13 protein-coding genes and 2 riboswitches are annotated in these 14,667 nt (G+C 39.3%); of the genes, 5 read left to right on the top strand and 8 right to left on the bottom strand.

The window, feature by feature from the left end; genetic code table 11:
- Nucleotides 1–401: 401 nt before the first annotated feature.
- From MKY07_RS01430 to MKY07_RS01420, 3 genes are read left to right on the top strand one after another with little or no spacing between them, the layout of a single operon-like run.
- The gene (locus tag MKY07_RS01430; protein ID WP_339263569.1) at nucleotides 402–860 is read left to right on the top strand and encodes a prepilin-type N-terminal cleavage/methylation domain-containing protein; all 459 of its coding nucleotides are present in this window, start codon (nucleotides 402–404) and stop codon (nucleotides 858–860) included.
- The gene (locus tag MKY07_RS01425) at nucleotides 853–1,458 is read left to right on the top strand and encodes a prepilin-type N-terminal cleavage/methylation domain-containing protein (protein ID WP_339263568.1); all 606 of its coding nucleotides are present in this window, start codon (nucleotides 853–855) and stop codon (nucleotides 1,456–1,458) included. Before MKY07_RS01430 ends, MKY07_RS01425 begins: the two co-directional genes overlap by 8 nt.
- Before the next feature lie 21 nt (nucleotides 1,459–1,479).
- Nucleotides 1,480–3,240: a hypothetical protein gene (locus MKY07_RS01420; protein WP_339263567.1), complete on the top strand. Its 1,761-nt coding sequence runs from the start codon at nucleotides 1,480–1,482 to the stop codon at nucleotides 3,238–3,240.
- A gap of 52 nt (nucleotides 3,241–3,292) precedes the next feature.
- On the opposite strand, the gene MKY07_RS01415 is transcribed toward MKY07_RS01420, so the two are convergent.
- The 4 genes from MKY07_RS01415 to MKY07_RS01400 all read right to left on the bottom strand — a co-directional run bounded on the left by MKY07_RS01415 (nucleotide 3,293) and on the right by MKY07_RS01400 (nucleotide 8,025).
- The gene (locus tag MKY07_RS01415; protein ID WP_339263566.1) at nucleotides 3,293–4,576 is read right to left on the bottom strand and encodes a nucleobase:cation symporter-2 family protein; all 1,284 of its coding nucleotides are present in this window, start codon (nucleotides 4,574–4,576) and stop codon (nucleotides 3,293–3,295) included.
- A gap of 90 nt (nucleotides 4,577–4,666) precedes the next feature.
- Nucleotides 4,667–5,239 (bottom strand): xanthine phosphoribosyltransferase, encoded by a 573-nt coding sequence (locus MKY07_RS01410; protein ID WP_008408004.1) that lies wholly within the window; start codon nucleotides 5,237–5,239, stop codon nucleotides 4,667–4,669.
- 149 nt (nucleotides 5,240–5,388) lie between these two features.
- A riboswitch (purine riboswitch) is annotated at nucleotides 5,389–5,490 on the bottom strand.
- A gap of 125 nt (nucleotides 5,491–5,615) precedes the next feature.
- Entirely contained in the window at nucleotides 5,616–6,311 is a 696-nt protein-coding gene (locus tag MKY07_RS01405) for an RNA 2'-phosphotransferase (RefSeq protein WP_065217523.1), read from the bottom strand.
- 256 nt (nucleotides 6,312–6,567) lie between these two features.
- Nucleotides 6,568–8,025, bottom strand: a complete 1,458-nt coding sequence (locus tag MKY07_RS01400) for an amino acid permease (protein ID WP_339263565.1) — start codon at nucleotides 8,023–8,025, stop codon at nucleotides 6,568–6,570.
- Between the two features lie 92 nt (nucleotides 8,026–8,117).
- Nucleotides 8,118–8,298, bottom strand: a riboswitch (Lysine riboswitch).
- 155 nt (nucleotides 8,299–8,453) lie between these two features.
- Between MKY07_RS01400 and MKY07_RS01395 the strand changes: the two genes are divergently transcribed.
- Nucleotides 8,454–9,653, top strand: coding sequence for an MFS transporter (locus MKY07_RS01395; RefSeq protein WP_339263564.1), 1,200 nt, complete (start codon nucleotides 8,454–8,456; stop codon nucleotides 9,651–9,653).
- Nucleotides 9,654–9,714: 61 nt separating this feature from the next.
- Nucleotides 9,715–10,269: a restriction endonuclease gene (locus MKY07_RS01390; protein WP_339263563.1), complete on the top strand. Its 555-nt coding sequence runs from the start codon at nucleotides 9,715–9,717 to the stop codon at nucleotides 10,267–10,269.
- A gap of 92 nt (nucleotides 10,270–10,361) precedes the next feature.
- Here the strand turns inward: MKY07_RS01390 and MKY07_RS01385 are convergent, their stop codons facing one another.
- From MKY07_RS01385 to MKY07_RS01370, 4 genes are all read right to left on the bottom strand, one after another.
- On the bottom strand, nucleotides 10,362–11,453 hold the full coding sequence (locus MKY07_RS01385) for a nitric oxide synthase oxygenase (protein WP_339263562.1): 1,092 nt from the start codon (nucleotides 11,451–11,453) through the stop codon (nucleotides 10,362–10,364).
- 120 nt (nucleotides 11,454–11,573) lie between these two features.
- Entirely contained in the window at nucleotides 11,574–12,551 is a 978-nt protein-coding gene (locus MKY07_RS01380) for a zinc-binding dehydrogenase (RefSeq protein ID WP_339263561.1), read from the bottom strand.
- Between the two features lie 89 nt (nucleotides 12,552–12,640).
- Nucleotides 12,641–14,167: a tripartite tricarboxylate transporter permease gene (locus MKY07_RS01375; RefSeq protein WP_339263560.1), complete on the bottom strand. Its 1,527-nt coding sequence runs from the start codon at nucleotides 14,165–14,167 to the stop codon at nucleotides 12,641–12,643.
- 19 nt (nucleotides 14,168–14,186) lie between these two features.
- The gene (locus tag MKY07_RS01370) at nucleotides 14,187–14,651 is read right to left on the bottom strand and encodes a tripartite tricarboxylate transporter TctB family protein (protein WP_008407994.1); all 465 of its coding nucleotides are present in this window, start codon (nucleotides 14,649–14,651) and stop codon (nucleotides 14,187–14,189) included.
- Nucleotides 14,652–14,667 lie beyond the last annotated feature (16 nt).

Raw genomic sequence — 14,667 nt, 5'->3', positions numbered from 1 at the left:
ACTTTCCTATAACTATTTCGCGCTTTATCACACTCTTCTATTAATAACCTTAAATGACCCTCTCCCCTCATATCAAACAATATAATTCCTCGCAAAAAATCGCTTCTCCTAACTATTCTTTTCTCTAAATAAGGGTATATACTATTAGATATTCAACGATTTTCTACTAAATCCCAAATACAATAGAATTCTCAATATTAGTAAAGTTATTTAAATTGTATTATTTTTTTGTTTTATGTTATTATCGATCCCATCTGAATTTGATACTATATAACTATATATTCTTTTTCATTTTTAACGTTTAATCCTATTAATTTATACCATCTATTAATTATAAATATTTTTTGTTGCATTATTTTAATTTCATTCCAACGATACAGCGATAAAGGAGGTCGACTAAAGTGAAATTCCTGAAACAACAACGCGGCATTACTTTGGTGGAAGTGGTTGCAGCCATTCTTATAGTCGGAATTGTGCTGATCAGTTTTTCTCAATTATTTATCCAGTCAAACCGAATTGCCTATAAAAACAACGAAAAACTGATAACCGTCAATTTAGCCGATGCGATGCTCGTTCGGCTGAAATCGGAGTCATTTGCTTATAACAGTACCATCACAGATCCGAACAGATATTTTATCGATGCGACACAGTCCGACCGCACGAAAAAAAAGCCCCCTACCCTCATTAAAATGAACAGCAAGGATTATGACGTAAGTTACAGCGCTTCTCTGAACAGTCAGAAGATTACTAATGCCTCCAATTCTGAAAAGGATTTAAAACTGGTTAGAGTCGTTGTTACAGTAACGGCACCGGACGGAAAAACAAAAGGATCTTCGGAAGGATTTGTTGCACTTGAATAAAAATATAGCGAACCAAAAAGGTCTGACATTAATAGAACTTTTGGCAACGATGGTATTAACAGCGATCGTCTCGATTTTAATCTTTTCGATTGCGACCAAAGCGATTGAAAATACGAAAGTTATCAGCCAGGAAACCGTTTTGCGGGATGAAGCGGACCTTATCGTCAGTAAGTTTATCAAGACTCTCTATTCGACGCGGCAAGATCATATTATCCGCAATACAACGACTGCTACCGGAAATAGTTATCTCGAAGTAACAAATGATCTGTCGAAGTGCAGAAGAGATGAAAGCGGCAGGTTCCTTGGCAGTGACGGACAACCTATGAGCAATGACAGCTATTGTCGCCCTACACTGAAACCGATTGGATTTAAAACAGCAAACGGCATAACAAAAATTCACATTCTGGATGAAGAATATGAAATTGTCAATAAGGGATTAAGAATACTACCTACTTCAAAGATTAACGGAAATCCGCAAGATACATCGGTCTATGAAATTGTATTGAATCTGGCCAGCACCGTAACGCGCGACAACAATACGACGACAAAAGAAATGACATTCAAAAATGAAGTACAGCCAATTGTTCGATCGAAATAACGTAAAGAGAGGAGTATTAAGATGAACAAGTATCTGAAAAATCATACGGGTTCTGCCTTATTAATGGCAGTCGCAGTTCTCATGCTTTTTACTGTTCTCGGATTTTCATTATTAACATTGACAACAAATGGCATCAAAAAAAATGAAACGCGTGAAAACATTGTACAGTCCAAAGATTTGGCTGATAAAGGCATTGATTTTGCCATCAATGATATCCAAAAACAACTGACGGATTTAATCAGCCAGCCTACCGTTAAAGTTGGAAAAGATAAATTTAAAACTGAGCTTGTGCGCATTTTATCAAATCCTGTTTTACAATGCCCTCTCACTGGACAGCCATTTCCCGATACAATCGGTTATAAAATTCCGGGAAGTAATAACAGCTATACAAAAATCTGCATTGAAAAGATCGAACCTGTTTTAACAAATAACCTCCCTGACGGAAAAAATGCCTATAAACGAGTTGTGACATTCAAAAGTATCGGCTATGTCAATGGGAAAGAGCATGTCACTCGAACAAAGGTCATTATGGGGACAGATTCAGTACCCGATCAGCTACGATATGCGGTTTCTACAAACGATGAGGGCAACCTCTATTTACACGGAGGCGTTGAAATACGAGGTGACATAAAAACGGATGGTCATTTAATTCTTTCGGAAAGGGCACATTGGATTTCACGAAGCGGCAGTGGTACGGAAACTGCCAATTGGGAAGATAGCACATTTTTAAGAATGGTGGCTGATTCGAAAAGTGTAAGCCCTAAAATTATTATGAAAGAATCCGGGAAAAATATTTATGTAGTTAACAGCGGGACTTCTATTGATTACTTTAGACATATCGAAAATCGCGTTGAAAACAAGGTGGAATATTTAAATTCAAACCGCTATACAAAATATATTCCGAATCAGCCAAACACGGCAACGGAAATTCAAAATAAGCTGTTTTCAACAAAGGGATTATCCATTGTCTCAAGAAACCTTGAACCGGATAAGGTAGAAATTTCAGAAAAAATCACTCCTTTGTATACCACAAAACAGTACAAAAAAAATTACAATAATGGATTAACAGTCAATACTACCAATCATGAGACTTCAAAGTACAACCCACAGGATGTTATTTTTATTCATGGAGAGGAAAGCGTTCGAGGTTCTTGTAAAGTTCAGTTCTTAATTTGCTGGGAATGGAACTACAATCAAATATTAAGCAAAGCAAACTTTAATATTAATACAGATGCTACTCAAAACTCCACTAACAGAGACATCAAACTTTCGGGGACTTACTATGTTAACGGAGACTTAAAAATTTATAAAACAAACTTAAAAAGTAATGCTATTTTATATGTCAACGGAGATGTCACCATATCTGACAGTACATTGAACGGGATTGATGCAAACAGTACGATTTTCATCTTTGCTACAGGGGATATTTCCATTAGTAATATTTCCGTCGATCAGGATACCCCTAGTACGATTAAGGGCTTCTTTTACTCTAAACAGGATATGATTATGTATGGGGTTGGGTCGAATATTAATCTGTATGGGGGCTTATCTGCTAAAAGGTTGATATTAACCGCAGTTCGGGGGCAGTCCAATAACAGCAGGTATGAGACAGGGGTAGCGCAAAAAACTATTAATTCTGCTACCGGCTTACCAGCGAAAAATTCACGTTTGAAGATTACCTATGATGAGGAACTAATTAGCCAGTATACAGAGTTTAAACGGGACGAGAAAGATGAAGCTATTACTTCAATCAATCCCCCAGAAGTTCTTGAAAGATATTGAACTATAAAAAAAGACGCCTAATCACTCAGTGTGACTAGGCGTTTTATTATGACTAAACATGCATCGGATCAACACGCTTCGTCCCGACCATATTAAACAACACATTCAAGAAAATCGCTGTTACTGATCCGGCAACAATCCCGTTCGATGTTAAAATCGACATCCATGAAGGCAGGTTTTCGAAAATGCCTGGTACTGTGGCAACACCGATTCCTAGACCGACGCCTAGTGCTGCGACCATTGCGTTTTCCATTGATTTTTGGATTTCCGGTGCAAGCATTTTCACACCTTGTGTAATAACCATACCGAACATTGCCAACATCGCTGCACCTAGTACTGGTGTTGGGATGATCGTTGTTAATGCTGCTAATTTTGGCAGGAATCCAAGTGCTACTAGCATACCGCCTGTGATGAAAATGACTTTGCGGTCGCGTACGCCTGACATTTGGATCAGTCCTACGTTTTGTGAGAATGTTGTATAAGGGAAGGCGTTGAAAATACCACCGATAATCGATGCTAGTCCTTCTGCACGGTACCCTTTAGATAAGTCTTTTGAAGTTAAATCTTTTTTTGTAATATCACTTAATGCATAGTAAACACCTGTTGATTCAACTAGTGATACCATTGCCACCAATGTCATCGTTAAAATAGCAGAAGCATTGAATGTTGGTGTTGCTAAGTAGAATGGTTGCATAATGTGCAGCCAAGAAGCTTCAGCAACTGGGGTAAAATCAACCTTGCCCATGAAAATGCCGATCACTGTACCTGACACCATACCTAGTAAAATAGCAATTGCACGAACGAAGCCAACTGTGAAGCGGTAAATTACTAAAATAATTAATAGTGTAATAAACGCTAATGCCACATTTGAACCTGATGCAAAGTCTGCTGCCCCTTGTCCTCCAGCCATATTGTTAATGGCTACTGGAATTAAGCTGATTCCGATAATCGTTACGACCGAACCTGTTACAACAGGCGGGAAGAATTTAATTAATTTCCCGAAAAGACCACCGATTAATACGATGATAATACCCGATGCGATAATCGCGCCGTAAACATCACCTAAGCCGCCGCCAGAACCGATTGCAATAATCGGGCTTACCGCTGTAAATGTACAGCCTAATACAACCGGTAATCCAATTCCGATCACTTTACCTTTCCATACTTGGAACAGTGTTGCTACCCCACACATGAAAATATCGATTGCGACTAAATATGTCATTTGCGCTGAACTGAATCCTAATGCCCCACCGATAATTAACGGTACTAAAATGGCTCCTGCATACATTGCCAACAGATGCTGAATTCCAAGCATTGTTGCTTTCGTGTTATTCATAAAAAGTTTTCCTCCAATATATGTGTACTCTTGCTGAGTCAATTTACATCGTTTGAACTTTATTACCTTTTAGAAATATGTGCTGCTTAATTAATCGTAAAATTCTACTTTGCCGTTAGCCAATGATTTAATATTCGCCAATGATTCGATGCGCAGTCCTTGCTCGCGTAAAATTTTGCCACCTTCTTGGAAGCCTTTTTCAATTACGATACCTGCACCGACAATTGTTGCTCCTGCCTGGTTCGCAATGTCGATTAGGCCTTTCAATGCTTCGCCATTTGCTAAAAAGTCATCTATGATTACGACATTATCATCTGCCGTAATAAACTTATTCGATACCGAAATTTCGTTCGTTTCGTTTTTCGTGAATGAATGTACTTTTGATGTGTACAGGTTGTCCGTTAATGTCAGTGATTTGCGTTTGCGCGCAAAGACAACAGGTGCACCTAGTGTTAACCCTAAAAAAGTTGAAGGGGCAATACCAGATGATTCGATCGTCAATACTTTCGTAATGATTTGGTCCGAGTAACGCTTCGCAAATTCGTCTCCGATTTCTTTCATTAATAACGGGTCAATCTGATGATTTAAAAATGAATCTACCTTTAACACTGTATCTGAAAGCACTTGGCCCTCTTTTTCTATTTTTTCCTTTAAAAGCTTCATGATAAAAGCTCCTTCCCATTTAAATGTAATCAAAAAACAAAAAACTCGAAAGGCAAGCTCCCTACGATGAGTGGAGCAAGACTTCCGAGTAAGTTCAAAAGTAATAACAAATGTTTTGTGCAAATATATAATAATCGGACAAATACATTCATTAAGCATGCTTCACTCATAGTCGGTTTATTTACGGTAAACCGGTAGAAACTTGCAAGCCTTATCCTTGCTATTATATGAGTGGCGAATATTTAATTTAACAATATGAATGTTCCAATTATAATCATGGAAATGCTAGTTTGCAATAACATTTAAATAATAAAATTATTCTTATTTTTCGGAAATTTAGTTAAAAAGTAAATTTTATTAGGGATAATGTTCGGTTTTAAGCATTTTTCTGTAAAATTTTTGATAAATTTTCCTTGAATTGTTCGAACTTCGAACCATCCGTACCGAAGTAGCTCATGCTGCGCGTAACGAAAATCGAAACCTTTTTGCCATCTTCATATACCATTTCCGCAAACGGTCCGGTCTGTTCTAGTAATTGCACTTTTGTTACATCTTCATTATAAATGACTAAACGGTCAGCATACCGCGCTTTAAATTGCTCGTATGCGGCAGTCCCTTGCAAAATAATAATTTCCGGCTGAAACTCATCCATTACTTCTTTAAAAATGTGATTCCCCCGCTCAAAATTAGCTGTATCCTCTTTTTTAGCTACTTTCGCTTCATCGGCTGATTCCAGCTGATATGTATTCAGCGACGTATAAATGAGCGATTCGTGATGATTATTTTCCAGCCAATTTTCAAACTGCAATGAGCCTTTAAATTCACGGGGTGCCCCTTTAATTTCACTTAAATATAGATCCTGGAAAAGATCTCTGTTCACTAATGACTCTGCAAAAGTCTGCTCACTCCGGTCTTCCACTTTAAATAGCGGCACCGCATGCGAGCTTACTAGGAAAATACGGGATTTGTACGGGTTCCCTTTTGTGAGAAACGGTCGATACATCACCTTTTTATCATCTTCCCCTGTTAACCAAGGATAGACTTTTTTATAGAAACCTTTTGAAATAGGCATGTTTTCACTTCCTTATTCTTCAGCGTTACTCATTGTTTTATTTCTTTTATAATACCACTGTTGCAGCAATCGTACTCGGGAAATTTAATCCTCAGTTATATACTGGTTATCCTCAATCAGTCTAGCATAATACTCAATCACTCTCACTTAATCCTCACTTTCCCCTATATATTCCTCACTTGAAGACAAATAATCCTCAATACAACAAAAAACGCAATGAAAGCCTATAAGCTCACCATTGCGTTTCAGAAATTAATTATTTATTTGATAAATCGCAGTCCTGTAAAGGAACGATTTTCGTTTTATGTTTAAATTTGTAGCCAAACCATAAAGCGGCAAACAATGGTAAGCCGATATATGAAACGACGACACCGTACCAGTCAATTGTTCCGCCCGTAAATGCCATATAGTTTTGACCTAGCACGACAATCATACATAAGGCAAACGCGAATAGCGGTCCAAATGGGAAGAATTTGGATACATACGGTAAATCGCTCAATGAATGTCCTTGTGCGACATATGCACGGCGGAAGCGGTAATGACTGATGGCAATACCGAGCCAAGCGATGAAACCGGACATACCGGAAGCATTCAACAGCCAAATGTAGACAACACCGTCACCGAAAAACGATGCCAGGAATGCTAACGAACCAACTGCTAATGTAGCTAAAAGTGCATACATTGGAATACCGCGCGATGTTACTTTCATGAAAAGTTTCGGCGCTTTTCCATCTACCGCTAACTGATAAAGCATACGACTAGCTGCATATAATCCTGAGTTCCCTGCAGATAACATCGCCGTTAAAATGATGGCATTCATAACAGATGCCGCAAACGCCACACCTAGGTTTTCAAATACTAATGTAAATGGACTTGTCGCAATATCTTCAGATAAAAGACGTGAATCCGTATACGGGATCAGTAATCCGATTGCACCGATTGCGAAAATGTAAAACAGCAAAATACGCCAGAATACTGAACGAACTGCTTTTGGAATGTTTTTGGCTGGATCATCTGTTTCCCCTGCCGTTACCCCAAGCATTTCCGTACCTTGGAATGAGAAACCGGCTGCAAGGAAAATACCGAATAGTGCAAGGAAACCGCCATTAAACGGTGCATCATCTTTGAAGAAATTCGTAAAGCCGACCGGATCATTCCCGCCTAAAATTCCGAAAATCATTAAGAAGCTGACAATGATGAAGACAATTACCGTTGCAACTTTAATCATCGCAAACCAGTATTCCGCTTCACCGAAAGCTTTTACAGACGCTAAGTTAAATGATAAAACAACTACGATAAATAAAATGGTCCATAACATTGAAGAACTGTCCGGGAACCAGTATTTCATAATTAACGAAACGGCCGCAATTTCTGCTGCAATTGTAATCGCCCAGTTGTACCAATAGTTCCAGCCAAGCGCAAAGCCTAAAGCCGGATCAACAAATTTTGTTGCATACGTACTAAACGAACCGGATGTTGGCATATAGGCAGCCATTTCCCCTAATGATGTCATTAGGAAATACACCATCACGCCGATCAGTGCATATGCGAGCAATGCCCCACCAGGACCTGCCTGTGCAATGGCACCACCTGATGCTAAGAATAAACCTGTACCGATCGTTCCGCCAAGCGAAATCATCGTTACATGGCGACTTTTTAAACTTTTTTTCAACCCGTTATTATTACCGAGCTGATCTATTTTAATCTCACTCATGAATATAAAACTCCCTTTTTGTTTTGTTGGTGAAGTGTAAAAGAAAAACCACCACAAGTTTTTGTGATGGTTATAGTTACACCTCATCAAACTTGAAAGATAGCTCAACACATGCTCACACATGTGACAGTTCTGTTCCTTATCGGAAACAGCCCCAGCATTATTTTCAAGAAGAAAAATAACACTTCGGCAACCATTCCTTTCATAAAGCTTCACCGATTCTTCCTAATCTCAGCTATACTAGTCTTAATGATTGCGACCTCTACCTCATAATTTACATGAGGTAATGTTTTATTTAATTTAATTGAATCAATGATTAAAAGTCTAACATAACATTTTTTTGATAGCAATGGCTTCACCTTTATTCTGTTTTTTATGAGTATTCACACTACTCTAACATATATCAACATACAAAAGGAGAATCTAAAATGGACACACAACAAGTAAATCAAAATAGCAAAAAAATACTATTCAACCGACCGCTCATCTATTTTATGGTAGCCGTATTTTTATTTGCGACCACATTACGTACACCGATTACATTGATCGGCCCGATTATTTCATTTATACGTGAAGGACTTGGGATATCGAACTTTCTTGCAGGCTTTTTAACGACTATTCCTTTAATTGCCTTTGCGGTTGTATCACCATTTGCACCACGCATTGCCCGTAAGTTTGGGATTGAATGGACATTATTTTATTCCGTCATTTTACTTTGTGCAGGGATTTTACTGCGTTCGCTAGGGGCAACGTCTTTACTCGTTATAGGAACAATATTAATCGGGGTCGCAATTGCATTCGGGAATGTTCTTATCCCTAGCTATTTCAAATGGAAATTCCCATTACATATCGGATTATTAACAGGGATCTATTCCGTTTCAATGAACATTTCTTCCGGAATTGCTGCAGGCTTCAGTTATCCTATAGCGGCAAACGCAGGATGGCAAATCGCAGCAGGTATTACAATTATTTTAGGGATTCTTACATTACTAATCTGGCTGCCGATTTTGCGCCAGGAAAAAATTGCATTAAATATGCCGACATCGCAGACTAAGAAAACGCAAATGTGGAGGTCACCGCTTGCCTGGGCAGTCGCTGGAGCAATGGGATTCCAGTCGTTCATATTTTACTGCTCGTCTGCATGGTTGCCGGAAATCTTCATTAGCCAGGGCCTTGATGCTACAGCGGCCGGGTGGATGGTATCCGTTATGCAGTTTGCACAAATTCCGATGACATTTATTATTCCGATTCTTGCAGGGAAAATCGCTTCTCAACGTCCGATCGTCATTTTCTTTACGATTTGTTACTTAGTCGGTTTTACTGGTGTCTTAATGGAATGGACAAGTCTTGCTGTCGTATGGATGATTTTATTAGGCTTTGCAGGAGGGGCTTCGTTTGGTTTAGTACTGATGCTGTTTTCATTGCGCACAAAGACAGCCTATGATGCAGCTGAACTTTCCGGCTTCGCACAATCAATCGGTTATTTTGTTGCCGCAATCGGGCCAGTTTTGTTCGGCTTTGCACATGATTTGACGGACAGCTGGACAATCCCGGTTGTGCTGTTCATTCTCATTTCTGTTCTATTGTTTTTGGCTTCCTTTATGAGCTCAGACAATCGTACAATATAACCAAACGTATGTACCCTTTTATGATATAATAACCGTAGTAAATAAAAGGAGTACAGAACTATTGCGTAAAAAGAGAAGACGGAATAAAAAACGCCTGCCAGTAATCCCGCTATTTTTCATCGCATCGGCTGGTACAGCTGGTTTTTATGTAACGAAAACATCTGAAGGCATCTGTATGGGAATTGTCGCTTATTTCGTTCTATATATCGCGTTTAAAATTTGGCTGAAATCGCTGAAGACGAGGAAATTGCGGAAGTCCGGCATTCGCGAAGTCGATAAAATGACCGGTGAAGATTTTGAAAGATTTTTAGGCGAATTATTTAAGCGCCGCGGATTTAAAGTGAGCTATACCGCTACGAGCGGTGACTACGGTGCCGACCTTATTTTAAAGGACGGAAAAGATATTATTGCAGTCCAGGCAAAACGCTATTCCGGTACTGTCGGTGTAAAAGCGGTACAGGAAATTATCGGGGCGGTAAAAATGTATGAAGCAACAGAGGCATGGGTTGTCACAAACAGTCATTTTACACGCCAGGCCGAAAAACTTGCCGACATCAATGACGTTTATTTAATGGATCGAGATGAATTGATTCAAATTATGTTAAATAAAAGGTAAAAATAGGTGTGCAGGGGCTATGGCTTCCTGCACACCTATTTTTAGTTGGACTATTGCTGATAAAGTGAAACTTCAATCAGTGGGGGGTTTCTTCATCCCCACTGATTGTTAGTTGACCAATCGGGCTTACTACCCGTTAATGCGGGATAAAAATAGTTTGGTTTTTTAATCGTGTTGGCAATCGGTTCATGATACAGGTCGGTCGTTGCAGGAGATAATGGCGGGACAAGCCATACCCAGTTCCCTGTTACTTCCCGGCCGCTTGCATGTTCCTGCTTTTGAAACAGCTGAAACTGCTGGGCAGCGGTATGATGATCAACAATACTTACACCCGCTTTTTTAAACGAATGCAGCACCGCAACATTCAGTTCTACGAGTGCCCGGTCCTTCCAAAGCGACGCATTCATTGCAGTATCCAATCCCATTGCTTCCGCCACTTTCGGCAGGAAATTATAGCGGTACGTATCCGCCAAATTGCGCGCCCCGATTTCCGTCCCCATATACCACCCGTTAAACGGCGCTGCCTGAAAATCAACGCCCGCAATATTAAAACGCATACTCGAAATAATCGGTACTGCATACCATTTCATATTTAACTTTGAAAAATCATAATCCGGATGAGTAATCGCCACTTCCAGCACATGCTTTTCAGGAATTTCAAAAAACATTGGCTCCCGGTTATCTACTTGAATGACAAGCGGTAAAACATCATAGTTTGAACGTGCACCTTGCCAACCAAGATTTTCACATATTTTCGTAAACTCCATCGAGTCCGAATCTCCAACAATCCCATCATCTGTCTCATAGCCTGCATAGCGAATGAGCTGGTGGTTCAACACCCGTACACATTTCGGGTCAAACAGTGTAATGGCCGGTCTGATTTTTCCGTTGTTTGTCGCAAAATCGATATGGTGTAGAAGTGCTTCATAAATTTCGACCTCATTTAATAAATGGCGCTGATCAAACACATTTAAGCTATTCCAAAACAGGCGTCCGATGCATTTATTGCTGTTGCGCCATGCAACCCGTGCACCGTGCGTAAGCTCATCTGTCGTTAAGGTGAAATCAGGAAGATGCGCCTCTTTCTTCCGTTCTTTCAGCCACTCTTCTGACTGCTTTGTTTCTTTTTTATATAAAGTTAGGAATTCTATTCGTTCATGCAATACTGTAGTCGTTGTTGCCATTGTTTCATCCCCTTCTAATCCCATTTTCGCGCCTTCGATAGGGAATCTCAACAATACAACAACCGGTTAAAACATGTATTTTTCATATATGACTAAAATTGTTCATAATGTTTGTATCTTTTAATTTCCATCTTTTATAAGGCGAATTAAAATCTTACCTTGATGCTTTCTACTTTCGATTAGGCGATGCGCCTCCTGAACTTCCTCTAAATCATAGACTCGCGCAATTGGAACGCTTAATTGTCCACCTTCGAACAATGGAATAATCCGCTCAACAACAGGAGCAAGGCGAGCAGGAGCCTCCTTACGAGTTGTACCTAAGCTGAAACCTTTTATGTTTCGGCAGCTATTGTGCACATCGCTTGTTGATATTACACCAGCTTTTCCACTACTGTTTCCAAACTGCACTAATGTGCCAAAATTAGCTAAGCATTCAAGACTTGCCTTTGTAACATCACCAGCGACCGAATCAAAAATCACTTGTGCCCCTTTACCATTAGTATGTTGCTTAACGCCATCTACAAAGCTGTCGTAAGTAAACACATCATCAGCACCTATACTCAGAACATAATCTTTCTTACTTAAATCACCGACAGTTCCAATGATTTTTGACACACCATAATGTTTTGCCAACTTCACAAGCATTGTCCCCACACCACCAGCAGCGCTATGTACGACAATTGTATCTTCCTTTTGTACATCTCCAATTTGTTTAAGTAATATCTCAGATAATATTGTCACGGTTGGAAGTGCTGCGGCTTGTAATGGATCGATTGTTTCGGGAATTTTAAAGGTTAATGATTCCTTCGCGGCTACTACTTGCTGATAAGAGCCCCCATTAGGGAATGCGAAAACATAATCTCCTTTTTGAAATACAGAACTTTTACTTTCGATGACTTGCCCTACAATATCTAAGCCTAATGTAATCGGAAATGTACTCTGACCTTTACTTCCCATGCGCGTTTTAATATCTGCATAATTTACACTCGTATATAGCCCCTGTATTAATACTTCTCCCTGTTGAATGGCAGGTATTTCTACATCCTCTAAAATTAAAACATCTGCCGTTCCTGCTTTGTATTGACGTACACTTTTCATTTCACGCACTCCCCTTTATTTATTTCAAATAAAATAGCCGCCCGGATTCGGACGGCAACTCTTCGTTAAACAACACTTAGTAGCTTAACTCATCCTTCTTCATTAATAATTACATTTTTCCCACGTAATTTCATAAGAATCGGAATCAGTATCCATAAAACTGCAATAATTAAAAAGACTAATGAAAGTGGTTTTGCTACGAAAATACTGTATTCTCCATTGGAAATTGTTAATGCGCGACGCATGTTGTTCTCAATCATTGGTCCTAACACAAGCGCTAAAACTAATGGGGCCACAGGGAAATCATTTTTCGCAAAGAAATAACCTGCAATACCGCATCCTAATAATAGGAATAAATCAAATGTCGTATACTGAACTGCATATACACCAAAGAATGAAATGGCAATAATAATAGGCAGTAAAAATCTTTTCGGTGTTTGGATGATTTTAGCGAAAACTCGAACTAGCGGCATGTTTAATACAAGCAGCATTAAGTTTCCAAGGAACATACTCGCGATTAATCCCCATGCTACATCCGGATGTTCCTCAAATAGTAATGGGCCTGGCTGAATATTGTACATAATGAACGCACCCATTAAAATAGCTGTCGTTCCTGATCCCGGGATTCCTAATGTTAAAAGAGGAATCATCGCTCCACCCGACGCCGCATTATTTGCAGACTCCGGAGAAGCAACGCCGGCAATGTTTCCTTTACCAAACGATTCCGGATTTTTGCTGATTTTCTTTTCTGTAATATAAGCAAAGAATGAAGCAAGCGTCGCTCCTGCACCTGGTAGCACCCCTAAAAAGAAACCAAGGAATGAGCCACGTGTAATTGGTGCCGCACTATCTTTTAAATCCTGTTTTGTAGGTAAAATGCGATTAATTTTCGCGATAGGTTCATCGTTGCCATCCTTCTCAAAAATCGTTTTAAATACTTCACCTAATGCAAATAAACCTACTGCAACTGTTAAAAATTCAATTCCACTAAATAAAACCGGTTGGTCATATGTAAATCGGGCAATTCCTGAAACAGCATCTATTCCAATCGTTCCTAATAATAGGCCGAGAACCGTCATAATTAATGCCTTCGTAATCGATTTACCCGCTAAACCACTTACCGCTGCCAATCCTAACAGCATTAGCGAAAAATATTCTGCCGGACCAAAATTTATTGCTACTTTAGATAATGGTCGGGCTAATAAAACCAATCCGATTAACGCAATAATACCTGCGACAAAAGAACCGATTGCCGCAATAGATAAGGCGGCTCCAGCTCTTCCTTGCCGTGCCATTTGATATCCGTCCAGCGTCGTAACAACTGAAGAAGATTCGCCTGGTGTATTTAATAAAATAGATGTTGTAGATCCACCATACATTGCACCGTAGTATACTCCCGCCAGTAATATGATTGAACTAGTTGCAGCCATTTCTATTGGTAAACCTGACGTTAATGTAGCCGTAACAGGAATTAATAATGCAACCCCACTCATTGGGCCAATTCCTGGTAGTACGCCTACAGCTGTTCCAATAACTACACCTAATAATGCGAATAATATATTATGCCATTGAAAAGCAATAGCAAACCCATCTAATAAGTACTGTATCGTTGACAAATTAGCTCCTCCTTTCTATTTAGAGTGGGAATTTAGGCAATGATCCGCCTAATACGTTGACGAAGCCGAAGTAAATAATTGCTGAAAATGCGGCTGCCACTATAATTGAGCTAACCCACTTTCCTCGTTCAAGTGTTTGAAATGAGATTAATAAAAATGCAAAGGTCGTAACTAAATAACCTAGTTTTTCAAGCAAAAATGCATAAGCAACCGCTGAAACAAAAATAATCAGGAATCGCTTATAATTAGAGAAGCTCTCCCCTTCCTTATCTTCAGCAATTTTATACATTGCCTGATGACGAATCGTTTCAAAAAATAGCAAAATACTTAATATAATTAGAGCTATTCCTAATCCAAACGGAAATGTACTCGGGCCTATTTGAGAGCCGTACGCACTTGTAGATATTTTTTGGGATTCGACGATAATTAATATTCCTAGCACTAAAAACACAACACTAGCAACACGGTCAAATTTTAAATTCAACGTTGTACACCTCCTA

It is taken from the genome of Solibacillus sp. FSL W7-1472, assembly GCF_037969775.1.
Classification (GTDB): Bacteria; Bacillota; Bacilli; order Bacillales_A; family Planococcaceae; genus Solibacillus; species Solibacillus silvestris.
Note: the sequence above shows the minus strand (reverse complement) of the source record. Positions and strands in the feature narration are given on the sequence as shown.

Excerpts from the sequence above, each read along its gene's own strand:
- MKY07_RS01420 (WP_339263567.1), top strand. The coding sequence starts at position 1,480 with ATGAACAAGTATCTGAAAAATCATACGGGTTCTGCCTTATTAATGGCA.
- MKY07_RS01385 (WP_339263562.1), bottom strand. The coding sequence starts at position 11,453 with ATGGCAACAACGACTACAGTATTGCATGAACGAATAGAATTCCTAACT.
- MKY07_RS01405 (WP_065217523.1), bottom strand. The coding sequence starts at position 6,311 with ATGCCTATTTCAAAAGGTTTCTATAAAAAAGTCTATCCTTGGTTAACA.
- MKY07_RS01380 (WP_339263561.1), bottom strand. The coding sequence starts at position 12,551 with ATGAAAAGTGTACGTCAATACAAAGCAGGAACGGCAGATGTTTTAATT.
- MKY07_RS01415 (WP_339263566.1), bottom strand. The coding sequence starts at position 4,576 with ATGAATAACACGAAAGCAACAATGCTTGGAATTCAGCATCTGTTGGCA.
- MKY07_RS01410 (WP_008408004.1), bottom strand. The coding sequence starts at position 5,239 with ATGAAGCTTTTAAAGGAAAAAATAGAAAAAGAGGGCCAAGTGCTTTCA.
- MKY07_RS01400 (WP_339263565.1), bottom strand. The coding sequence starts at position 8,025 with ATGAGTGAGATTAAAATAGATCAGCTCGGTAATAATAACGGGTTGAAA.
- MKY07_RS01395 (WP_339263564.1), top strand. The coding sequence starts at position 8,454 with ATGGACACACAACAAGTAAATCAAAATAGCAAAAAAATACTATTCAAC.